Here is a 23,908-nt window from a genome sequence, read left to right as displayed (position 1 = left end):
GACCCACAAAACTCGCGGAGTTTCCTGATCGCAGGTCTCTATTATTTGCCCCAAAGAGGCATGGTAGGGGTCTCAAGCTGTGAAATCCTTCTGCATGACTTGAATAATAGTTAAGATTCTGATTTTCCTTGTTTTTCTGTCTTGTGATGTGAAAGAAAATTTGCAGGCATTCTTAACAATCGACCGAACTTTACGTGACTTTCAGTTGTTCCGTGACTATATTTCTAAACTGTGTGAGACTCACGTCGAAGTGAGTCCTTATGAATGACATTGAAGCAAAGTAGACTGAAGGTGAAGAAACCTTCAAGCCTGAGACTAATTATTTTGAGGAGAGCATGAACATGATTAAAAACAAGTGGTTGTGGACTAGTGTCATAACTTGCGTCTGTATCGCTGTGGCGATGTCGGCGTACGCAACTCTGTCCAAGACTTCAAACAGTTTGGCCAAGCGCGACGTGGCTCAGAGCGTAGCCGTTGCAAAGGCTCCCGGCATCAGCGAAACAGCCACCCCTGTTCAAGGTGAGGTTGCTTCCGTATCGGGCAAGGTGCAGAGCAACCCCTTCGCGGGCCGTGTGAATCGCGAGCTGAGCACTGGCCAGTCGGTATCGGAGTTTCTTGCAGAGCACCGCGCAGTCTCCACAAATGAGACTTCGAACTTGTTGCCCGGCATCGCCGATGAGTTCCGCGAAGAGAACAATCCGCTCGACGTCGTCTGCACGATAATCCAAGGTGCTACGGCAGCTTCTGGGTTCTTAAATGCGTCGTCAGGCTTTGAGTTCTCCGGCTGGATTAACCCGGGTCCCTCCTGCCCCGGCGATCCGGATTATCCCTACCGTGTGGACTCCGTCCGCTTTCAGGTTGCCAATGCGGCAGCCTTCGGAATCACGGGTGCAAACGGTGCTGGTACAGCCGTATATCGTGTAAATCTCTACGGCACCTCAAACTGCTCGGCGGACTCCTGCGCGAATCCCGGAAACAATCTCTTCAGCTCTCAGTTGGTTTCCTATACGACGACGAATGCTGCCGGACAATTGGCAACCCTGACGGTTCCAATGAATACCTGCGTCAACGGTCCCTTCTTCGTTTCAATCGAATACGTAAGCTGGACGGGTCCCGGCGATAATGGCGGCGCCGGTGGTGCCTTCCGCTCGCTTTGGCCGTCATTGCTGTGGAATAGTTCTGCTCGTCCGCTATGTGAGCAGTGGGTGTTCAATGGCTGCACATGGACAGACCACAGCAGCTTCTTCTCGGCTCCGGCCAATGGTTTCTATCTGATTACCGTCTATGGTGAATCCAATGTCGGCTGTACGCCTGTCACCTGCACGACTGAACAGGTCTGCGATGTGACCTGCCCGGGCGGCTCGACCCCTGAAGGCGAACCGACGTGCGGTACCAACTATGTAGACGTCACCAATGGTGGCTGTTTTGCCGCCGCCGAGAACTTCGGTTCGATTGACTGCGGTGAGACCATTTGCGGTACCTCGGGCACCTTTACAGTCGGTGGAGTGAATAGCTCCGATGACGACTTCTTCGAGTTCACCGTCACACAAACGTCGGACGTTTCCTTTAGCGTGACCGCCGAATTCTGCGTGTTGATTGCCATTTTCCAAGCCGGCCCCGCAGGACTCGAATGTGACGAAGCCATCGTGCTCGGAAGTGCGATTGAGCAGGCCTGCTCGACGGCCACACTTACAGGTCGTCTCGAACCCGGCACCTACTACGCCTATGTTTCCACCGCGTTCCTGACCGGTGTAACCTGCGGCGCGCAGTATACGGCAACGTTGACCTGCAACCTCGTAACCTGTATTCCCGACTACACCGCAACCGTGTCCTGCGCCGGCTCTACTCCGGCCATCGTGGGTACGACGATCGGCGCCGGTGACCCGTGCGCGATTGGCAATGAAGGCGAATTGTGGGAACTCAATATCACCACCGCAGGTACCTACAACTTCAAGGGCTGTGACGGCCCGCAGGCCTACGACCAGCGCTTGTATCTCTTTGACGAAGCAAACTGCTGTGTTGCCTATTCTGCGGAAGATGATGACCAGTGCGGAACCGTCGGCGGCTTGTCATTCATTCGCTGCGTAGACCTTACGCCGGGCACCTACTTCCTGCTCGTGACGGGTTATGCACCGGGTGACGTCGGACAGTATTCAATTGCAGTGTCCTGCTGCCAGCCCTGCCCGATTACCTGCAATGACAACGAAGCCGAGACGGATTGCGGCCCCGGTTTTGTCGGCACGAACGAAGGCTGTAACGCCGTACCGCCGTCTTTTGAGACGATTTCCTGCGGCGATACTAAGTGCGGTTCGTGGGGTTACTACACCCGTAATGACTCGACTTTCCGCGACCTTGACTGGTATAAGATTACCCTGACTGGCGACTCCCGTATTACGGCAACCGCTCAGGGCGAACTGCCTAACAGTCTCTGGATCACCAGCGACTGTCCGGCAACGACGATTTCGTTCAGTTCGGCCTTTGAGTGCAGCACTCATACGGTCTCTGCATGCTTGTCGGCAGGCGACTACTACATTATTTCCGCGCCACTTCAAGGCCTTACCGAAGCTCCCTGTGGATCGAAGTATACTCTCTCGGTCTCCTGCGAACCGTGCGTGGTCTTGAACGACTGCCCGGGTGAGTCCGCCTTTAGTCAGCCGGTCACCGTTCCGACAGGTGATTGGACGTTCGGCGTTTCTGACGTTTTGGGAACGCTCAAGCGTTATGACAGCTTCACCCTGCCGGCTGGAGTGAATGGATTCGATGCCATTAACTTCTGGGGTATCACCACACAGGCTGCGAACTTCAATCCTTGTGATGAAAACCCGATGACCTTCTCAATTCAGGTTTGGTCTGATCTCGCCGGAGCACCGGACATTGCAGCCGGTCCGGTCTGCGACATCACTGCATCGCTGAATGGTGACCCGTCAGGGTTGGTCTACCTCGATGTGTATGAGGCTCTTGCGTACACCTACAACTGGCCTGCAGGCACGTGCTGCGAATTGACCAGCGGTTGGATTAGCATTCAGGGCACGTCGGTTGGAAGCCCAGATGACTGTCGCTTCCTGTGGGGCAGCAGCGGAGACAGCGATGAAGGCTCATCGCTCCTCTATACCGCAGGTGTGCCGCAGACGCCTGAAACATTTGACTTGGCCTTCTGTCTGAGTCCTTGCGCGCAGCCCTGCGATCCGATCATCGATTTGACGATCTACCTCGCTCCAGGCAATGGCGGCGCCAAGTTGTTCTTCACGGCTCCACAGGATGCCAACTACTTGATCTACAGCACGACCAATCCGAACTCCGATGGTGACCCGGATGGCGGTGCCGATCCTGACTATCTGCTCGAAGATACCGTCTTCCGGACGGCCGGAGATGCTGAATGGGTTGCTCCGGTTGGCTTCGCGAACTACAAGAAGTTCGTCGTCGTCGCCGACTGCAACTAACGCACATCTCGATGAATGAAAAGACGGGGCGCCCTTCTGGGGCGCCCCGTTTCTTTGTTTGCCACTCCTGTTCACACTCTATGAACGCATCTTACCTGCCGCTGTCAAGGCTCTTCCACGCCTTTATAATCGCGGCAAAACTGTGTTCCCGAACAATCAGATCCCGACCGGCTCGCGCCAACTGCTCTCGTCTGCTATCATCATACAGTAATCCCAAAATGACCCTTGCATATTCTGCCGGATTGTCGCCGTCCATGATTAGCTCCCCGGTCTCCCCGGTCCGCACAACCTCCGCCATGTCGCCCGCATCGCTCGTCACCGGAACTGCTCCTGCAGACATCGCTTCCATCGTCGCACACGAGAGTCCTTCCGAAATGGAATTCAAGAGATAGACCTTGGCCCTTCGGTCAAAACTTAAAACATCATCCGTGTGGCCAATCATCTCTGTATGATCACGAATGGGCGAATTCGCCACCCAACCCAGCACCTCGTCTCGCAAGTGTCCGTCCCCGATCCACACAAACTTCGCATCCGGCTTTTGCTCAAGCACTGCTTCAAGTATCTTCACGGTCAGTTCCGGCCGCTTTCGCTTTTGCAAATTCGCAATCACCAGCACATCGATATCCCGCTCACGTCCGTCGGGACAGTAGACTTCAGGGTTCACGGCGCTGTGGATGTTCACGATCCGTTGCTCCGGCACTCCCATCCTGAGTAAGAAATCCCGGGCACGGCAACCCGGGACAAACAGCCGATCACAATACGTAAATGCGATTTTGCGCACACGATGCTCGATCCATTTCGGGTTCGACAGTCTGCGCACAACGCGGTTCACCATCACCTGCGGGCGGTCCGCAAAATCCAAGTCGAGCTGACCCGCAATTAAATGCAGGTCCAGCTTCTTGCCGAAGAATTTCGCTGGAGGATAAGCCAGCAATAAGTGCGGCACCGCATTATACACCATCACCCGCTCGACTTGCTTGCGGGAAATCTCGCGCCACAAGACTAACTCACGGGAGATCAGTCGCCCAGCTAACCTGTGCAGCCAGCGCGGCGGAACAACCCACCGGACGCGTTCCATCTGCGGGCCGATTCGATCCGTGACAAACGTTATCTCCAGGTCCGGCAGTGCCTCGAGCAGCGGCGGAAGTTTGGCCTTCAGCAGGTTGTTGTTTAGCGTCGTGGTAATCAGCCAATGCCGCAAAGACTTCCGTCCTGTTGCTTAATCGTAGACGATAACGCCGCGCGCTTCAAGCCGCGGTATCCAATAGAAACGCGAACTGTCTGAAAGCGGATTATTCTGCACGTAGACCTGATCGAATTGCCCAAGCCCGCTATTCTGGTCAAGCGGCCTGAGATCCGCAATCTGGTTATTCGACAGCACGACATAGCTCATGCTTGTCATTTGCGAGAGCGCGGAGATACTTGTAATCTGGTTCGCTCCGAGACGCAGACTGTCCACGTTCGATAGCCCGCTCAACATGGACACGTCTGTAATCTGATTGTCGGACAACATGAGCGAAGTCAGGTTCGTCAGATTCCTCAGTGGCTCCACATTCGAAATCGCGTTCAAGGACAATTCGAGAAACTCCAGCCCCGTCAAACCGCGCAATGGCTCCACGTCCGCAATATTGCACTGCCACGCCGATAAGCGCCTCAGGAATCTCGTTTGGCTCAGCGCGCTGATATCCGTCACCGGTGTGTTGTGGATATCCAGCTCACGAAGATTCGCGGTGTTCTGCAGCGGCGACAGGTCGCTAACCTGAGAGTTCGCGGTCGTCAATACCTGCAATTGCGGCAAGCCGCGGACAAACTCAATGTCTTCAAACGCATTTCCGTCCATATGCAACGATCGCAGCCCCTGACAACTTCGCAGCGGCTCCCCGCTGGTTGCACCCGTGTACGAAGCGTTCAAATAGCTCATGACCGTCAGCATAGACAGAGGACTGAGATCCGGAGCGTTGTTTCCGCCGATTGACACGTAACGTATCGTTACCAAGGAGCCGAGAGGACTCCAATCAGAAATCTGATTGTTATCCAGTAGTATTGAGTCGAGTTCAGTTAATTCCGCCAACGGAGCGATCGTCTCAATCAGATTATATCGCAGATTGAGATAGTTAAGCGAGCGGAGCCGCTCAATTCCCTCAAGATTCCGAATTCCCCACTCTTGGCCGTTAAGCCTTTGCAATCCTTCCACGTCACCAAGGGTCAGATCACCCGTCGGTTTCTGCAAAGCCGCACGGATCGCTCCCTCCAGCGCGGAGTCCGCAAAACTTACAACCTGATCCAGCCGCCCAACCCCGCTCTTATCCTTGTCGCAGCTCCACATAACGAGAGCCATTGCCGCCAAAGCCCAAATGATTGCACGCATAGTTCCCTCCTCGCGGCTTATCATTCCCAATTTACAACAGATGCGCCGGAAAGTCAAAACCCCCGGTGGGGAGCGGCCACCGGGGGTCTTTCACTTCAGGGAGATCGGAGTCCCTTACTTTAGCAGCATCATCTTCCTGATGTCCGTGAACTGCTCAGTTTCGAGTCGGTAGAAATACATGCCGCTCGGCAGCGTGGTCGCATCGAAGTTCACCGAATAACGACCCGCTTGCTGTGAGCCATTGACCAATGTCGCCACTTGGCGACCCAAAAGGTCGAACACCGCAAGATTCACATTTGCCGCTTGCGCGAGGTCATAGCTAATCTGCGTGCTCGGGTTAAACGGATTTGGGAAGTTCTGATGCAGTGCAAACTCAACCACGACGGCGTTCAACGGTTCTACAAGACTCTCGACCTCACCTACGACGACGCGATTGCCGCGCATATCAATCGTAATCAGGCTGTAGCGATACGTCTGGCCGGCCGTGACGTTGTGGTCGACAAATTGATAGCTGCGCTGACGCGCACTTGTTCCCGCACCGTCCACTAAGTCGCCCGCGCGACGCCATCCACTGCCTTCCCAGCGCTGAACTTCAAATGCGTCATTCTCATTCTCTGTCGCGGTAGTCCAGCTCAGAACAACTCGTCCGTTCTGACCGTTTGCGGTGAATGACAGCAGTTCAACCGGCAACTGGAAGTCCTCAATGATATAGTCTTCCGTTTCGCCCAGCACCTCATCTACAAACGTCTGCGCCGAACTGCAGTCAAGATATTGTCCGTTGCGGGAGGGAATCTCACCTCCTGCCGACAACAACCTGAACCGGAAGTGTCCGTCGTAACGACCCATGTCCAGCACTCCCGGATCAAGGAAGCAGAATCGTTGGGTGAAGGTCATGTTCGGCCCGCCGGGGAACACCATCTCCCCGGGGATAATGCACTCGCTGATCTCGTCTCCCTCTTCCGGACTCAATATGTCATCAAAGTCGCAGTCGAGGTTTCCGTCTTTCCAGCCCCAGACGAACAGCGGCGTGCCTTGCACATACGCCGGACCCGTCGTGATGGTCACATCCACGCAAACTTCATCCCCCGGCATCCATGCACCGTCAGGATGATTTCCCGGCACGAAGAAAATTCCGTCGTCACAGGCATCGAAGTCCGGCATCAGCGGCGACAACTCATGCGTCACACACTCGCCCAGCCATGCAACTTGATTCTCACTTGCATACACGGCATTGGCAGGACCACCACTTTCCGGCGTATACGTCGGATAGCACGGTTGCTCTTGGCCACTCAAAGACGGCAAATCGCCCAAGTCATACCCATCAGGAGTCGGAGGAATCTGTCTGCAGCTCATGTAGACGACAAGTTTGGATGACCAAACTTCCGTCGCCCACGCGCACGTCGTTGACATGGCGTCTATATCCAGCCAAAGGTCAACCTGACCGTCTTCCAGAAATTGCGTCGGAATCCAGAGCCGCGTCTCAGAGACTGATAGATTGCTTCCGGGCGAGGCATCCCAGTTCAGGATGCCGAGCGGACCATCACCTTCAATCGCACTCAAATAGTCCCACTGACAGTAGGAAGCATCGCGTGCCGGATTCCCTTGACCTTCACCTTGATTATAATCAATCTCATACGCACAGACCACCACAAAGGCCGAGTCAATCGAGTAATCGGCACACGTGTTTCCTTCTAAGTCGAAGAGGTGGGTCCAGCCGAAATCCTGATTATACCAGTTGTAGTAGCCGAAACCACGCCATTCTGATTCCGGATTCGCAGATTCGTCTTGGCATGGCACACCATCCGTTTGCCAGGGTCCGCCGTAGTTCGGTTCGCTCGAACTTGCATCCACTGTCTCAACAAAGACGATGCTATTCCCTTCATACGTGAATCCGTCTTCGAACGGAACCGAAGTGCAGGGATGGTCGCAGGACTCGATGCCCAGAACGTAGTCACCTTGTTCACCTTCGATCAGCAAGTAGTACGTGCCCGGCGTGAGCCAGATACAACGAAGGTAGCTGTAGTCTTCCACCAGTCCGCGCGGGAAAAGTTGTTCTCCGTCACAGCAGCCGGTCAGAATATACATCCAGCCTTGCGCCTCAAACTCATCAAGGCTGAAAGTAAACAGGCCGGCTTCGTTCACGATCAACTGAAAAACATACTCGTCGGTCGGACGTCGGCCGCATTCACCTTCCGCATCTTCGATCTCGAAATCGAGATACTGCCCGTTCTCGCTATCCTGCAAGACGACTTCCTCATCTACATTGCATTCATTCAAATCTCGAGGACTGCTTCGCTCGTTCGCCATGACGCTGCTCCAGACTACCAGCGCCAAGGTCATTAACACACTATTCAGTATTTTCACATGCTCCTCCGATCCTACACTATATTCACAATCAAAGCCGACTATTTACAACCTCTCAATTCTCGCGCATTCTGCCTTCTTGAATTGGGAGGGTCAGTATTTACAACGTCTTGACGGAAAGTTCGCGGATTTCCTCCTATACAATTCAAATTAGTTCTGCAATTCTCGACCCGCAATGGACACCTGCGAGATTTTTCCCTAATATGGGGTCAGTAATCAATCGTCACATGCTTGTTAATCTGAAACTTGTGGTAAGTATAGTAGCTATAGCGCAGACCCGTCCACCCACAAGATTCCCGCTTCGAACCGTCATCCCTATCTCTATGATCCGGCTTGACTATTGCCAAGTTGATCAGTAAATTAGCGTCTTCCCTTCGGCGTCTTAGCTCAGTTGGTAGAGCAACGGACTGAAAATCCGTGTGTCCCCAGTTCGAATCTGGGAGACGCCACCCATAGTAAGCCCGTCATCCCAAGATGACGGGTATTGCATTTTGCAATCCCGCCTCTTCACACTGAACCCCGCATGGTCAGCACTCGCTGAGTCGATGCGGGGTTCCAAGTCTTCTGCTTTCGGTCAGCCGCATCGCCAGCACTTGTCTAACGGTGCGAAGGTAATTTAGCCTCAACCCCATCCTAAAGTCAATTCAAAACACATCCTTAGATAACTTTCTCGCGGCGCGACCCTGTGGCTGTCGCATGTTCCTGTTCGTTCTACACTTCACCCGACCTGATGACATGCCCGAATCTATAACTCTTTAATGCAATTCTGTCGCGAAACTTCCGTGCTGTGAACAGCCACGCCTCTCGATGCATACTTTCATTTTTTTACATGACCCGTGCAACACGAAACCGTCTTGGGCTGTCCAATTCTGTAGACGGGCCGAAAAGCCCGCTTCCATCCTACAGCCGAGGCCAAGCGCGATCTGACGCGGGACCCATGATCGCAAAGCCTGGCAAATAGAAACCCCCGACTTTGACACCAGTCGGGGGTTTCGCCACTCTAAACTTTCTATTTCCGGGTCAAGAATGACTCTTTTGCCAATCGCGGAGGCGGGTCAGCCTCGAACAGTGCGCCGGGCGGCGCAAAACGTATTGCTCCTCCCGGCATGACTTGAAACTGCACAACCTCCACCGTCTGATCTCTTCCCACGAGTCGGTCGTAGATCTCCACAGAACTTCTATTCACAATCCGCAGATTAAAAGCCTGTTGCGGAATCTGATTGCCGCAGTCAGACCACCAGTCTACCCAGACCGAGTAGTTCCCCACCGGAGCAGTTTGCCAGAAGATGTTCTCCGGTGTCCCGTTTTCGTAATTCCCGCACAGGTTATCGCGGTCCAGCTCTCCGCCCGTTGCGGTGCGCGCATGACCAAAGTAGCAACGCTCGCCGGATGGCTCATACACCCACAAATCGAGATCGATGGACTGAGTGTTGAACCACTGCAAAGTCACCTGCACTTCGCCCGTTCCAACCGGAACCGACGCCTCAGGAACACATCCGCAATTCCCACTCACCGGCGGCGAAATCGTCCCATCCGTGACAAAGCCGTCCCACTCAGCTTCGCAGCTCGCCATGCCATCCCAAACCCGCCCCGCTGACTGAGTGATTGTGATTGAGCGCGACTGTCTGCGCCACGTGCCGTCGACTTCCCGCCGCTGCATACAAATCGTGTAGACTCCCTGCGGCAAGTAGAACCGCGTGACTTCGTCCATTCCGTAGATGCTGGAGCCGCAAAGTGCTTGCAGCCCGTATTCCGGTAGATACGCCTGATCCTGCGCCGGATAAGCCAGCAGATAGCTCTCCACGCAAAGCGATGTCACTTCCGCCGCTCCGTTCTCCAACGCGATACATCCCCATCCGCCGCTGTACGCGCCTGTGGTGTTCCGCGCGGCGGCAAACCATACCGACAGTTCATGCGTCTGAGCAGATATCGTATTGAAGGCTTCGTCATAGCGGCCTGCAAAGCACTCAAGCTGTCCACTGGTGGGATTCACGCGGTACAGAATCACCTCGCGATTGTCAACGTCGGCGCCTTCCAGCAATGGCAGCGTCACTTCGACTGGATAATTGAATACAAATCCCCCGGGCGTGCAGCGATAGTAGTTCGAGACTCGCGTCTGACCTGCCGGCGGACTGGCCGTCGCAGTTGTATCGCGGGCAATCGAGAACACCATCGCGGCAGTTTGCCCTTGCGCGGACAGCGGAACGGCCCCGCGCGGCACGCGTATCTGTGCTCCATACCTCGTGCGAATTGTCCCGTGTTCCGTGCTGCGAATCACACCGGAGGCGGCGTCCGCATTCGAGACAGTCACTTCCCGTTGCGCTGTCGCCGAGCGCCCCTGCAGGTCGTAGCCGACAACTTTGAGCGAATAGTTTCCATCTACTCCCGACTCGCTGTTCCACTCCCAAACGCTGGATGGGCTTGCCGCAGACGGGTTTGGGTCGGTGTACATGCCCACGTCGTCAACAAAGTAGACGACTCGGTCCAACGCACCGCCGCTCGCGTCGTGGCCGAAAACCTCAACGCGAATCAGCCCGCTTAAATCCGTGCCCGCAGAAGGACTGAGAATACTAAGCGTCGGATTCCCCGTCGCGGGCTCCGTTGTTTCTTCTTCGCACCCCCCGATGAAGAACACCAACATCATCGTGCAGATTGCAAGTGTAAGTGGTCGCATATCGGCTCCTGTGGATAATCACGCTCCATAGGAGCAAAGAGCGTGCGCGACCACCACTATGGATCTCAGACCACGCGCTTTCGCGCTGCCGGAAACAAAGCGGGGCGGCCAGATTGGCCGCCCCGCATTCTCTCAAACAAGAGTCGTACAGACTATTCCTGATCGAAATTGATCTTCACCGAAGCCTGCGTGAAAATCATGTCGTTGTAGCCGGACACGAAGTTCGGGCCGTAGCCGAGGAACGACGGGTTCACCAGCAAGTCAGCCTGGAAGCGGTTCCAATGCGCCGTGGCGCCGAGGAACGTGCTCGTCACGCTGGACGACCACTCGGGCTGGCCAGGGACCGATTCCCACGTTGCGCCAACCCACGCACGCTCCGCACCGAAGCGGCCATGCAGCCAGCTGAAAATCTTGGACTCAATACCCAGACGCCAGAAGATGTCAAATTCGGAGTCGGTCACTTCTTCGCCGGCTCCCATCTTCATCGTCTCGCCATAGCTCTGAACGCCAAACTCGGCAATCGCCAGCATGTCGTCCTTCGGCGTCCAGTTGTTGCCGACACCGAGACGGAACATCGTCGAGCTGTACTCGTTCGAAGCATCGCCCACCTTGGCATTGTCCGTATGCATACCAATCGCAAGGCTGGGAACAAGCTTGTAGCTGTCGCTGGCCTCGTGCCAGTAGCGGCCGGCAATCATAATCGAGCTCGCGCCGTCACCTTCGGCAACCGTCGAGCCGCCTTCTTCCACCGTCCAGCTGCCCGTCTGGAAGCCGAGCGATACGTCCAGCTTCTCTTCCATGGCGGTCAAACCAAGCAGCAAGCCGATCTCGCTGTATGAGTCATCAATATTGCCGCCGTCTTCGTTGGTCGCATAGGTCTTGCCTGCGTAATGAAGAGCAAGGCCGATCAACATGTCGTCGCCCATCGGACGACCGTACGTCACGTTCAGCTTGTTGTAGCCGCCCGGAACATCGTCCAGACGTGACAGTGCGTTGCCAGCCATCCAGCCGTAGTCACGATAGTTCAACTTGTCAAGCGCGAACTGCAGGACTGAAGCATCATCGCCAAAGTCGTAATTGATGTACGCCTTCTGGAAGTCCCATCCGTCATCACCGGTGTAGAACTCGGCACCTGACTGCATGCCATAATGCTTCACCAACTGCGGCCAAATGGCTGAGTTGTAAGCATCCTTGACGATGAAATTGGCGTCCGAGCCGCCCAAGCCGATTACGCGCGTCACGGTCGCCTGCGACGTCATCGGCACTGCTACGACCGCCAAAACCAGAGCGGTCAACAAAACTTTGCGAAGAGTCATTAGTTATTCTCCTTGATTTCCTGTTGCGGAACTTGCGCAAATATAGAACAATCTAAGCCGAAAAGCAAGACATTTCACCAATCGTGGCGAATCTTTGCCGTCCGCAATTACTTAGATAGTCAATACGTTATGAACGTTTCAGCCATGTGTAAAGTTTCACGAAAACGCCAAAAATCCTGCCGAATAGTGTATTGAAAAATCATGAAAATACTCGACTTATCAACATATTCACATGGCGTTGCTGTCGCGAAACATCCCGTGTTAGAGTCGTATTAGTCCTCTCTTCCCCTGAACATTGTTCAGGAGGCTGCCGTTCAGACTTTTACCCGCTTGCCTCTCCTGAAGTTCCACCCGCAAAAGAGCGGCACATCCTTTGCGCACTTTAGGGTTGTATCTTCAGAAAATCAATGCGACTAAGCGCTAAATAATTATGCCTAAATGCCTCGTTGTCGACGACGACCGCGGAATGTTGGACTTGCTTGCCCAGTGTGTCACCGATTTGGGCTATGAACCTGTCCTCGCAGAGGATGGTGAACTGGCTTGGACGGCCTTTCAGCTGCACCACCCCGCGCTGGTCATCTCCGACATTCACATGCCCAACCGCAACGGACTGTTGCTCTTGAAAGACATCAAAGAAAGCGATCCCGCCGTTCCCGTCATTCTAATCACCGGCTGGGTGCACTATAAGGCCGCGCTGAATCTGGCCGCACCGCGACCCGAAGCGCTGCTGGAAAAACCTTTTTCGATTGACCAACTGCGAAAAGTGATCGCAGAACTGCCGCTCTCGAAAACGGCGGCATAACCACGCGAGTAAACCGCTCCTCGCGAGAGCGGTCTCGGTATACAGAAAGCCCGATGCAGCTTCGCATCGGGCTTTCTATCTTGCTCGCAAGTCAATTGGAACTTGCCTACTTCAAGAATAGAATCTTTCTCGTCTGCACAGACTTCCCCTGTGCTTCCAACCGAGCGAAGTAAAGTCCGGTCGCCAAGCCGGTCGCGTCGAAGTTGACAGACTGCTGACCTGCGCTGACCTGCCCGTCGAAGACCGTCGCGACCTGCCGTCCGGTGACATCAAACAGCTTAAGGGCGACACGGCTCTCCTGCGGAACATCGAAGCGGAACGTCGTGCTTGCATTAAAGGGGTTCGGGTAGTTCTGCTGCAACACGAATTGCTTCGGCATCACTCCCGGCACATCGTCCGCAGACGTGATGTAATCCGTCGTAAAACGCAGCCCGCGTCCCGCACGAATCGGCGCCGCACCCGGACTATAGTTCAACTGAAACGCGTACTGCAAACCGTCCGTGCCGCTCGAGTTCTCGATTCCAACCGACGTTTCGAGCCGGCCGCTGTATTCGAGGAAGAAGATATCGATCACGCTGTTGCCGTCGTCTCCGCTGAACACAGCGGGATCGTAGATATGCACTTGGAACGTGGCCCGTCCGCTGTTAAAATATTCAGGCACGTCCTCCCACTGCACAACCACGCGCCCATGTGCGGCGTCATTGTAATACCACACTCCTCCGCCCTGTTCGGGGCGATAGTCCTGCCAGAAAACTGAAATGTAATTGTCGGGCGACCCTTGCACGGGAATCGGCCAGCGGCTCCACTCGTTCGTGCACGGCGTGCCGACTTCGATGTGTCCGTTTGCGCTGATCATAATCTCATTCGCGGAGCTGCCATAGAACATCATACTGAACGGCAGCGTGCGCGACGTGCAATTGTCACCCGTTAGATTGAGATTTGTCCCCGTGCCGTCGGCCAACTCCACCCAATCAAAATCAGGTCCGCCTGCGTCGAGATCATCGTACGCGTAATAACCGTACAGATCGGGTCCGGTCGGACCTGCAAGCTCGGAGTAGGTCAACTGAGTCGTCAAGTCATTCGCACCCGCCTGCAGAGTCGGTGCGAACGTCATCGTCGTGTATTGCTCGACGTTCCCCGCAATCACAAACTCCTGCTCTCCGTCATACATCACGTCGAATTGCGCTATGCCTGCGTGATCCGTGTAAACCGTCGTTTCGCTCAGAACATGCCGCACCGCAATGTCGTTGGCAGGTTGATTGTAAGGGTCGCGGACGGTCAGAGCAAGCGAAGCGTTTGCCGCTGAAGCTAAAGTCAAACTCCCCTCGTCTACCTGACCAGCGACAATGTTGATTTGTCGAGAGACCGTTTGATAGCCGAACTTCTCATAGGTTCCGGTGTAGCTTCCCGGCTGCAGATACATCTGATATTGACCGCTGGAATTGGTCCACACTGCCTGCGCGCCTGCAACTGTGACGCGCACTCCGGACAGAGGTTGCCCGCCTTGCGAAGCCGTCACCGTTCCGGCAACCGAACCCATGTCCTGTCTGCCCTCTGCAATGGCGGGCAGTAATCGCAGTTTGCCGAAGCCCCACGTCGTATCGGGGCCAACATCGCCTGCATCCAACGCGCCGTTTACCAATACTAAATACGCTTCTTCGGGAGTTATCCCGGGAAATGCTGAATAGATAAGAGCCAATGCTCCGCCGACATGCGGTGTTGCACCGGAGGTGCCGGAGATGCTTCCCTGACCACAACTGCCCGATACAGCCTCAACACCCGTGGGAGCAGTAAGATCGGGTTTTAACAACCCGTGACTCCCATCGTGATAAGGATAATCCTCGAATACTAGAGGATACTCGCTCGGCGTTCCCACAGGTCCACAGAAAGGGACTCTAGGATCAACACAAACATCTTGTCGAGACCACGCTCCTGGACCGCGACGACTTGTTTCGTCATAGCTACCATTTGCGCTGTAGGCTGCGACCGACACAATGGAACTGACTCCACCTTGCTGCCAATGTGCATCGGTTATTGCAGGCGGCGGACCATCTGAAGGAGTGCCGAGGCAAAGGGGCCTTGGCTCAGATCCGCAACCAAGATTACCCGTGGAATTCGCATGGATAATCCCTGCAGCCAACTCCATCTCGGAAACCCACCTGTGAGCAACGCGATTCGGACACTCCCGTATTGATCCTCCGCACTCGTTTTGCTTGAAACTGAGGCTCGCAGAGATCACATTTGCGCCTTTTTCTAACGCGTATTGGCTCGACTCAAAGACTGCACCCTGAGTCAAGAATCCACGTAAGATCATCAGTTTCGCCTCGGGAGCAACGCTTACTGTGTCGTCAACTGCGATGTTGTTGCTACTAATCACGGAAGCCGTTCGCGTTCCATGGTATCCTTGATTAAAAGGGTCATTATCGATGACGACATTATTGTCATGGTCGAATCCCCAACCATGAAAATCGTCAATGTAGCCGTTACCGTCATCGTCCAAGCCGTTCGCATCAGACTCGTCAATTCGGCCGTTGTGATCGATGTCTTCTCCTTCGTTAATCCAAATCCTGTCCTCGAAACGTGAACACCCAACATAGTTTATCCCGCTATCTTTATGCCCAACGACTACCCCGAGTCCTCTTGCACCAAATTGACTCCAAATCTGTGGAGATCCGATTTCGAATGTACCCCAGCCGTTATCCAGAGTGTTTTCGAACACAGGGTCTGCACAGATGTAGACAACTTCAATGAAGTTATCCGATAGAGCGCGAAAAATCCACGGCGAGGCTGTTATCCGAATGCCGTTAAGTATCCATAAAGGACGCAATATCGTAACGTCACCCTTTGACTTATAGTCTTCGAGAAACTTCATGACATTCTGACTCATTTGAGCAAATCGATCCTTAAGAACTCGCGCTACATAGGCACGTCGCGGCCCCATCGGCAACGCAAGAGCTTCCGGATAAACGTCGTCCATGGTCAAGCGATGATCAAGAAACAAGATTCCGGAAACTTGCTCATTCCCTTCAGCTTGTTCAATCTGCTCTTCCAGTGAAACTGAAAACTTCTCGTTGTTCGGGTCGTGCGAAGCAACTGAGAGTTTACAAAGCAGAACGACTAATGTTAGTACAGTTGTCGGCGACACACCTTTGGCCATTTTCAGCACTCCCTTGTTAACTACTATGGGCAACTTGCGGTGCCTATTCCCAAACATCCCTTAGCGGTACAATTCGCTCCACATTGGTCGGAGCATCCGATATCTAGGTGAGTCGGACACGAAGTCTTACACACATATATTGCATAACGGGTATTTGCGGTCAATCCAACAGTTGTTGATTGTTGGCAGGTTGTTGTATTGTCACAAGCTCCATGTGCACTTCCTCTACTATCGATCGACGCGATAGGAATCTCCAATCCAGATGACAGTATTTCGTAAACTTTCACGCAGCTAATACAATGCTCGCACCCCGAACCTGCGCAAGCTACCCAAGCCGCCAGAGCAAAAGTACCGGTGCACGGTGCACTAAATGCTCCTCTTGTGCAATTGGCAATTGTCACGTTGTCGCATGGGGTATTCACTTCTGGGTCGTTACACGACTGGTCAGCAAGACTATACCCCCAATTGCACTGTGCAAAGATCTCAGGGTTTGAAGAACTCCATAGTAGTAAGAGAGTACTCATGACAATCACTTTAATTTCGCGCGTCATCTGCTACTCCTTGTTTCTTGTTCGTTGAAAGGTTACCATTTAGCATCTGGAACAACCCCGTAAAGGTGGTTGAATTGAGAACGGGTCTGAATTCTCAGTGCCGAAGTTTAGCAATGTCGTTTAGCTTATATTCTACAATAGTATGCATCAAGTTGATTCAAGTTTACCTAGCAAGTCGTCCGTGTGGTTCTGGCTAATCGCCTTTCTGGCCCTCGCCCTGCGTGTCTGGCACCTCTGGCATGCCCAGCACAGCCCGACCTTCTGGGCGCCCGCCGTCGATCCGCTCTGGTATCATCAGGCGGCTGAGCGCGTCGCGCACGGCTTCTATGGCCCGTGGCCGCTCTTCCGCGCACCGCTCTACCCCGTCCTGCTGGGGTGGCTCTACAAATTCGTCCAGAACGATCTGTTGTGGGCACGCCTTTTCAACATCGCCCTGCAGCTTACCACTCTCTTGGTCCTCTACGCCGTCGCCGCAAGGTATTTCAGTACTCTCGCCGCGCGCGTGGCCGCGCTGCTGTTCGCGGTCAACGGCATGGCTATCTATTTCTGCGGAGAAATTCTCTCCACCAGTCTGGAAATGCTCGTCGCCGCGCTCACCGCGTGGAGCACACTTGCGCTGCGAAAATCACCGTCTCTCCGGCAAGCTGCCGTGTGTGGGTTGCTCTGGGGCTTGGCGGCTATCACGCGGCCCAATTCCCTGATGGTCGCGCCGTTCGCACTCCTCTTCGCGCTCTGGCCCCTCAGTGGGCGGGATGTGCGCCGAGCAGCACTGGCGTCACTCATCGCGCTGTTCGTCCCCATTCTGCCCGTCACCCTTGCCAATTGGAGTCTCGGCGGAGAACCTGTTCTCATTGCTACTCAAGGCGGCGTCAACTTCTGGATTGGCAACAATCCCCAAGCAGACGGAGTCACCTCATCGCTTCCCGGTGCGGACCGATTCTGGACCATGGAACAGGCCGAGATTCTTGCCAAACGTGAATCAGGCCGGGACTTGACCCCGAAAGCCCTCTCCGACTACTACTACGCAAAGGGCTGGGCATTCCTGCGGGACAACCCGAGCGCGGGCCTTCGCCTTATGTTACGAAAGACGAGCTTGTATTTCAATCAATTTGAGATTTCGAATAACAAACACATAGCCTACTTTTCACGGCAAACACCGGGCCTCCCCCCCCTGATTCTGCTGAATTTTGCGCTTTTGCTGCCTTTAGCCACACTGGGGCTGTGGAGCAGCTCACGGAGAGAGGTAAGGCTTCTCTGGGGACTCGTGCTGGTCTATGCGGCCAGCGTCATCCTCTTTTTCGTCGCCAGCAGGTTTCGGATGCCCGCCGTCCCGTGGCTATGTCTGTTGTCCGGAGCCGGAGTCACCGCGTTTGCCACTCTGCCAAACATCGCGCGCATTAAGGCCGCAGTCGCCGCATTGGTCGTCCTCGCGCTCGCGCTCATGAACCCCTTTCAAGCCCGCGAAGCTCCCATCACCTCCGCACGTTACATGGAGGGAAACGCCCATCTTGCCTTAGGTCAGCTCGATTCCGCCCGCGCATGTTTCACCTCGGCGCTGGAAGACCCTGAACTGCGTAAACTCGCCTTGCTCAATCTCGGAGTCACCGAGCAGCGTGCGAACCGCCTCTTGGATGCCAAAGTAGCCTATACAAGATTGGTGCGGGATTTCCCCGAATTCCCAGAGGGCTGGAACAACCTCGGCGTGGTCGCCGAAGCGCAGCGCGATACAAACTCCGCTCTCGAAGCCTATCGGCGTGCGCTCAGTATATATCCCGACTTCCCTGATGCCCGCGAAAACCTCGCGCGGCTATTGTTCGAAATGGGAAAGAGCAAATTGCGTCTGCGCATGCCGTGGGCCGCGCTCGAGCCGCTTGAAGCCAGTGTGAATACTCTCCCGACCGCTCAAGGCTATTATCATCTTGCGCTGGCGTATGGCCAGACAAATGAATCTGAGAAGGCGATTCAAACGCTCGAACTCGCGCTGAAGCTGAATCCCGACTACGACCTCGCCGTTACTTTGAAGCGTCAACTGGAACTGAATCAAGCTGGTGCATCAGCTCCTTGGCCTGTGATAAAGTAGAGTCGAGCGCAAGTGCTCGCGTCACTGCGCGACGCGCGTCATCGTGCTTTCCCATCCTTGCCAGCAGCAATCCGAGGTTGGAATGCGCTTCAGCCCGCGACATATCGAGCACCAGCGCGTCATCCTGCAGGAATAATGCGCGCCGATTATCTCCCTGTTGCATCGCGCGGGCCGCTTCAGCTTCCAGCAAGGGTATCCACGTCGGGTCTGCGCGATTCATCACAAGCTGATAGAGCCGCCACTGCGTGCGGTAAAGATTGCCTGAGTTGACTATCGTCATGCGGTGCGGCCAGACCGGACGGTTATCAGGAAACGTCAGGACCATCAGACTGTCCATTGCGTCCAGATGCAGCCACGCGCTGTCGCGGCGCATGGCGTAGAACTCCACCAATATCTGTTTCAGTTCCTCGGACGTGGAAGCTGCGAAGAACTCTTGCTGTTTCCACAGCGGGTACAGATCAATGGCCTGCGCGCGGGTCGTGGTAATCAACGGTGAGCCTGCGTGCGGAGTGATGCGCTGAACATGCTGGGCGGTTTCGGTAAAGCGCGCGTAGACCAGCGCACCTGAGCTGGCGGTCTGAATCACCGTCAGCGCCAACACCATCCCGAAAGCTCGAGACTGTGTCAGCTTCGAGTGATACAGCGCAATCAGCAGCAGCGGCGCGGTGAACAGCAGCAGGCGCGGTCCCCAATGCACTCCAGATGACACGGGAACCAATAAAACTCCCAAAACCAGTCCCGCGATGGCATAAGTCATCGCTTTTGTTTTCCATGCCTCTCTTGAAAGCAGAAGCAGCATCACCCACGGCATCGCGAACAGCAGTGAGCCGCTCTGCAATAGAGACAGCAACGGCATCTGCGCCTGCCAGACGGCACGAACGGCGAACAATGCGAAGACCAAGGCGCTCGTCCACCCTGCGAGAACCAGCACGCGCGATGCGTCCCCTCTCTTGAGCAACAGTGTTGACATAATCAGCAAAACATACATTGCGCTCGTCTGTGTCACGTCCGGTCCCATCGCGAAGATAGTGTCCCATACTGCCTGCAGGCGCGTGCTGAAGAATCCGTCAAGAGTTGACCACGCAGGAAGCTGATGGTTGAGGACCGTCTGTCTGAAGAATTCTTCTGTCCCGCTCATTCCAATTAACACGACGAGCGCTCCCCCCATCGCAGTCTTGAAAACAATCATCTCGCGTTTGCGTCCGGAGAGGAATAACGGAAAGGCCGTCAGCGGAACCAGAATCGCATACTCCAAGCGCAGAGCGATTGCCACGGCAAGCAATGCACCTGCCGTGATATATGTGATTATCGAACCGCGCTCTCGCAGGAAGGCCAGAGCGATCGCGGGCAGCGACATCAGCATTGCCAGACCGTGCTCCCACGGCACCAGTCCGTAGAAGGTCAAGGGGAGCAGGAGAAATCCCCACGCCAGTCCGTAATGCGCCAATAACCAGCCGCAGGCAATGGCGATGGATGCCGTGATGATGAGCAGCACACGTCGGCTTGCCAGAGACTCTATTCCTGCGAGCAATCGGGCATACGGCGAGAATCCCGGCTTCACACCCTCTTCATCCGGCATCGCGAACGGCGCAAGCAACACGGGATAGTCCCGCGCATTGGAAAGAGACTTGCGCAACGCTCCGTCCCGAATTGGTGAGCCCCAAAGGTTTTCCCCGTGCTCCGCTGAGATAGCCTTGACGGCATCATCTATGGTCCAGGATCCTGCTGGAACAAATGTCGCGGCGCCCAGCAGCAGGAGCGACCAGATAATCAGCCATCTGCGTGATACGTTTTCTGTCATATCGGATTGAAGAAAGAGCCGCGGCCATCATGCCCGCGGCTCATTTGTTTACGTGATAATTCGAACGATCAGTTGAAATTGAAATTGATGTCCAAATTCTGATTGAAGTACAGGAACTGATTGGCAATCAGCATGGACACCGACGGCACCGTTCCAAGTATCGGATGCTCGAACGTCTGGTTCTTCATGTACGCGAGCGGGAAAGTGAACAGCGAGGAGCGGTAACGCGGCGTGGCTTGAACCCTCGTCCTGATACCGTTCTCCGTTATTTCCACTTCAAATGTGCCTGAGTACTTGACGAAGTTGGTCGCGACAGGTTCGTCGTGTTCGCTGGAGAGCGGAATAAACCGATACGTCACTTCCAGCACGTCCGAATTCGTCCACGCACCCGCCGACGACGGGATGGATGCGAATATGCGCCACCTCGGCAGGAACGGATTGTCCGACAGATTGCGCACGCGAATGAAGTCGGCATCCACTCCGCGTGTCACGTTGCGGATGCGGGATGCGGACAACAGCGGCAGCGTCTCGTCCCGAGGAATAAGAACAACCACAGTCGTATCCGACAGCGTATCCACATTGCAATCATAGTTCGTTACGATGTTCGAGTAGAGGGATGTGTCACTCGTCGTGGACTTGTAGTTGTAAAGCGTGGTCGAGAAGTCAAAGCTCTGCTGAGCCGCCGAGCGTCCGAATGTTTCAATTTCCGGCGGATAGGTCACTGAACGCGGTCCGTAGCGCAAACGACCGGTTACCAGAGTGTCGACAAACAGGTCCGGATACTGTGGATCACTGGCCACTGCACCCTGAAAATCGTCCAGTCCAACCAACGTCGGGTTGACGGTTCCGCTGTAAATATCCTTGCTCCGCACGGTGAACAGGTTGAAGTAACGGGAGAGGAAGGAAATCGGACCCTGTCCGGTTGATATGGACATAGACTTGTTAAACAATCTGCGTCCCGTGTACCAGAGCTTGCCGCCGACATCAAGATAGTCGCCCAGCACCTTGGTATAGGTCACGACCGCCGGATCCGAACGCGCAGCCGTATGATCGTCGTCAATGATCCACACAAGATCAAATTGACTGATCAAGGCATATGGTATCGGATCACCGTTCCGGTTGCTGTACCAGAAAATCTCATCAAAGTCGAACGGCTCGATCGGCGGCACTCCGGGCGGCTGCGCAAACGGTGCAAGAATATTCGCTAAGTCAATCGCCTCGCGAACGACTCCGCCTTGACCATTGACTCCTTGATAGAAAGCCAGCAAACTGTCCGCATCCAATCCGCCGCGCAAAGCCTCAGGAGCCGTCGGCTGCTTGTTCTCGTCCACAATCATGATGCGGCGGGCAAACGTCGGCTTCTCGGCTGTGAAGCGAATCTCTGACGTGTCGGAAATTGCAAACCCGTCGTCGCGGCTGCGCAGGAAAAACGCGTAGTTGCCCGACTCCAAACCATACAGCGCAATCTGCGCATTCACCGTCCAGTTGCTCCAGCCCGCGCGATATCCTACCACTCGGTTGCTGTCGTCACGCACGGGCAGCGGAACCGTATCGTTCGGCAGGCGGACCAGCGTGTAGCTGAACTCCAGCTGAATCACGTTCCCGATACGCGAGTCGGGGTCCGTTCCCTTCCAAAGTATCTGCACGCCCGTGTAAGTCGCGGACAGCGTGTCTCCGACCAGCAGCGTGTCCGGAATCTCGTAGTATTCATAGTAAGACGGATCATTTGCAGCCAGAGCCCAGCGCAGCGTCGGCTTGTCCGGACGCTCGTTGGTGCGGAAAAACGTTCTCCACGCTGCCGCCGAACGCGCGTTCATGTTGTCCACCGAACGCACCAGAAAGAGATGCTCCGTGATCTCGCCGACTTCCGTCATGAGATAAATCTGACGGTTCGCAAGTTCCGTATACGTCCACGCGGATGCCGGAATCGAATTCAGATACGCCTGCCACTCGGCATCGCCCGCGCGATACGCCGCGATCCCTTCGTCCGAAGCATCGTCAAAATACTCAAATCCGACGATGAACCCGTCCTCGTCATGACCCGTCCAGTGAATCACCGGAGCATAGCTGAACTGCGTGCTGTCTTCAGGAAAGTTGATGAAGCGGACGTGCGGAGCACGATTGGCGTCTGCCTTATCATCCACATAGCGGTCGCAACCGCCAAACACCAGCAATGCCAGTGAGGTCAAAAGTAATATCTTTTGCATGTTTGACATGTCTTTCACTCCGCAGTTTACAGGAACCGCTTATTGAAGCGGTAGCCCAGCGAGAAGCGGTGGATATTGCCGAGGAAGGATATCCCCGTATAGGCATAATCGATATTCAGCCCCGCCTTGGCAAGATTCAACCCCGCGCCGATCGTTGCACCGTTACCGAAAAATGTTCCGTTGCGGCTGAACAAGGGATATTCATAAAACGGATTCTCGTCCGACGCGTCACGACCTGAACTGACCGCCTCGCGATACTCGTCCCACGACTTGCGCGTCCAACCGTTCAATTTCTTGCCCGCACGCAAAAATACAGTGTTCAAATACCCGTATTCAAACCCAAGGTTGTAGACCTCGAGATTGTCGTTCGGGTGCGACCACGCCAGCGCGGCAAGCAGCGAGTGAGTCCCTAAAGAATCCGAGCCGTTCCAGAATTGCCGGTCGTTCGAGTTGTATACATACATCGACGCGCCAAACGTGAAATTCATCGGTAGAGGAAACTCCTCTTCCACAAACTTCATGTCCGGTCCGAAATTCGACGTCAACATCGCGATCCGCACACTCTTCCAGCCCGTGTCATAAAATGTGCCGACGTCTGCCGCCCAGCCCGTCGCCGACTCGTCCGCCAGCATCTCGCTGACAATCTTCAAAGTGCCACCCACCGAAAACTTGTCCGTCAGCATCTGGCTGTACGAAATCCCGGCCGAGAAATCGCCCGCCGTGAATGTCCTGCCCGTGCCGTCCGGTTGCTCCGGCGTGGTTTCCTTGATTTCATCAGTCGTCAGATAACTCACGGATGCGGCGACCGTTCCCTTGAGCTTCGCAACAGGCTGTGCATAGCCAAGGTAGCCGTACTGCAAACCCGCCACGTAGTCAATCCAGCTGACCACGCCTTCCGGATGGTCAAGCCTCGCAAGTGCGCCGGGATTATGCCAAATGGCACTCCCGTCGTTGGCGACCGCCACAAAGGCTTCACCCATGCCTACTGCGCGGCACGACGGGCTAATCTTGAGAAATTGGACGCCGGCGGTGCCGACCTTCGCCTGCGCCCACACCAGGGAGGGAGCCAGCAAACAAGCCAGCAGTAATCCGAGTATTCGCCAACGCTTCATATGTACATCCTTCCGTCTATGGAGCACGATTCGGAG

At 54.9% G+C, this 23,908-nt stretch carries 12 protein-coding genes and 1 tRNA gene; 4 read left to right on the top strand and 9 right to left on the bottom strand.

Annotated features, from left to right (window positions below):
* Positions 1 to 341: 341 nt before the first annotated feature.
* Entirely contained in the window at positions 342 to 3,440 is a 3,099-nt protein-coding gene (locus KJZ99_11165; protein ID MCL4306467.1) for a hypothetical protein, read from the top strand.
* A 91-nt stretch (positions 3,441 to 3,531) separates the two neighbouring features.
* On the opposite strand, the gene KJZ99_11160 is transcribed toward KJZ99_11165, so the two are convergent.
* From KJZ99_11160 to KJZ99_11150, 3 genes are all read right to left on the bottom strand, one after another.
* On the bottom strand, positions 3,532 to 4,641 hold the full coding sequence (locus tag KJZ99_11160) for a glycosyltransferase family 4 protein (protein ID MCL4306466.1): 1,110 nt from the start codon (positions 4,639 to 4,641) through the stop codon (positions 3,532 to 3,534).
* 18 nt (positions 4,642 to 4,659) lie between these two features.
* Positions 4,660 to 5,808, bottom strand: coding sequence for a leucine-rich repeat domain-containing protein (locus KJZ99_11155; GenBank protein MCL4306465.1), 1,149 nt, complete (start codon positions 5,806 to 5,808; stop codon positions 4,660 to 4,662).
* A 114-nt stretch (positions 5,809 to 5,922) separates the two neighbouring features.
* Positions 5,923 to 8,172 carry a T9SS type A sorting domain-containing protein gene (locus tag KJZ99_11150; protein MCL4306464.1) on the bottom strand — a complete coding sequence of 750 codons (2,250 nt, stop codon included), beginning with the start codon at positions 8,170 to 8,172 and terminating at the stop codon, positions 5,923 to 5,925.
* 376 nt (positions 8,173 to 8,548) lie between these two features.
* Between KJZ99_11150 and KJZ99_11145 the strand changes: the two genes are divergently transcribed.
* A tRNA-Phe gene (locus KJZ99_11145) sits at positions 8,549 to 8,621 on the top strand.
* Positions 8,622 to 9,181: 560 nt separating this feature from the next.
* Here the strand turns inward: KJZ99_11145 and KJZ99_11140 are convergent.
* Both KJZ99_11140 and KJZ99_11135 read right to left on the bottom strand, forming a co-directional pair.
* Entirely contained in the window at positions 9,182 to 10,846 is a 1,665-nt protein-coding gene (locus tag KJZ99_11140) for a hypothetical protein (GenBank protein MCL4306463.1), read from the bottom strand.
* Between the two features lie 152 nt (positions 10,847 to 10,998).
* A complete protein-coding gene (locus tag KJZ99_11135) occupies positions 10,999 to 12,162 on the bottom strand; it encodes a hypothetical protein (GenBank protein ID MCL4306462.1) in 1,164 nt (387 codons plus the stop codon).
* A 430-nt stretch (positions 12,163 to 12,592) separates the two neighbouring features.
* Between KJZ99_11135 and KJZ99_11130 the strand changes: the two genes are divergently transcribed.
* Positions 12,593 to 12,964 (top strand): response regulator, encoded by a 372-nt coding sequence (locus KJZ99_11130; GenBank protein MCL4306461.1) that lies wholly within the window; start codon positions 12,593 to 12,595, stop codon positions 12,962 to 12,964.
* A 106-nt stretch (positions 12,965 to 13,070) separates the two neighbouring features.
* Here KJZ99_11130 and KJZ99_11125 read toward each other — a convergent pair whose 3' ends face one another.
* Positions 13,071 to 16,154 carry a S8 family serine peptidase gene (locus KJZ99_11125; protein ID MCL4306460.1) on the bottom strand — a complete coding sequence of 1,028 codons (3,084 nt, stop codon included), beginning with the start codon at positions 16,152 to 16,154 and terminating at the stop codon, positions 13,071 to 13,073.
* A 699-nt stretch (positions 16,155 to 16,853) separates the two neighbouring features.
* Here KJZ99_11125 and KJZ99_11120 point away from each other — a divergent pair.
* Positions 16,854 to 18,752 carry a tetratricopeptide repeat protein gene (locus tag KJZ99_11120; GenBank protein ID MCL4306459.1) on the top strand — a complete coding sequence of 633 codons (1,899 nt, stop codon included), beginning with the start codon at positions 16,854 to 16,856 and terminating at the stop codon, positions 18,750 to 18,752.
* On the opposite strand, the gene KJZ99_11115 is transcribed toward KJZ99_11120, so the two are convergent.
* From KJZ99_11115 to KJZ99_11105, 3 genes are all read right to left on the bottom strand, one after another.
* Positions 18,685 to 20,553, bottom strand: a complete 1,869-nt coding sequence (locus KJZ99_11115; protein MCL4306458.1) for a tetratricopeptide repeat protein — start codon at positions 20,551 to 20,553, stop codon at positions 18,685 to 18,687. The genes KJZ99_11120 and KJZ99_11115 overlap by 68 nt on opposite strands.
* Before the next feature lie 68 nt (positions 20,554 to 20,621).
* Positions 20,622 to 22,769, bottom strand: coding sequence for a hypothetical protein (locus KJZ99_11110; protein ID MCL4306457.1), 2,148 nt, complete (start codon positions 22,767 to 22,769; stop codon positions 20,622 to 20,624).
* A 17-nt stretch (positions 22,770 to 22,786) separates the two neighbouring features.
* Complete coding sequence (locus tag KJZ99_11105) at positions 22,787 to 23,872, bottom strand: PorV/PorQ family protein (GenBank protein ID MCL4306456.1); 1,086 nt, start codon at positions 23,870 to 23,872, stop codon at positions 22,787 to 22,789.
* Positions 23,873 to 23,908 lie beyond the last annotated feature (36 nt).

This window comes from bacterium, assembly GCA_023382385.1.
Lineage (GTDB): Bacteria > Electryoneota > RPQS01 > RPQS01 > RPQS01 > JABWCQ01.
The sequence above is the reverse complement of the archived record's forward strand: the minus strand, read 5'-3'. Positions and strand labels throughout refer to the sequence as shown.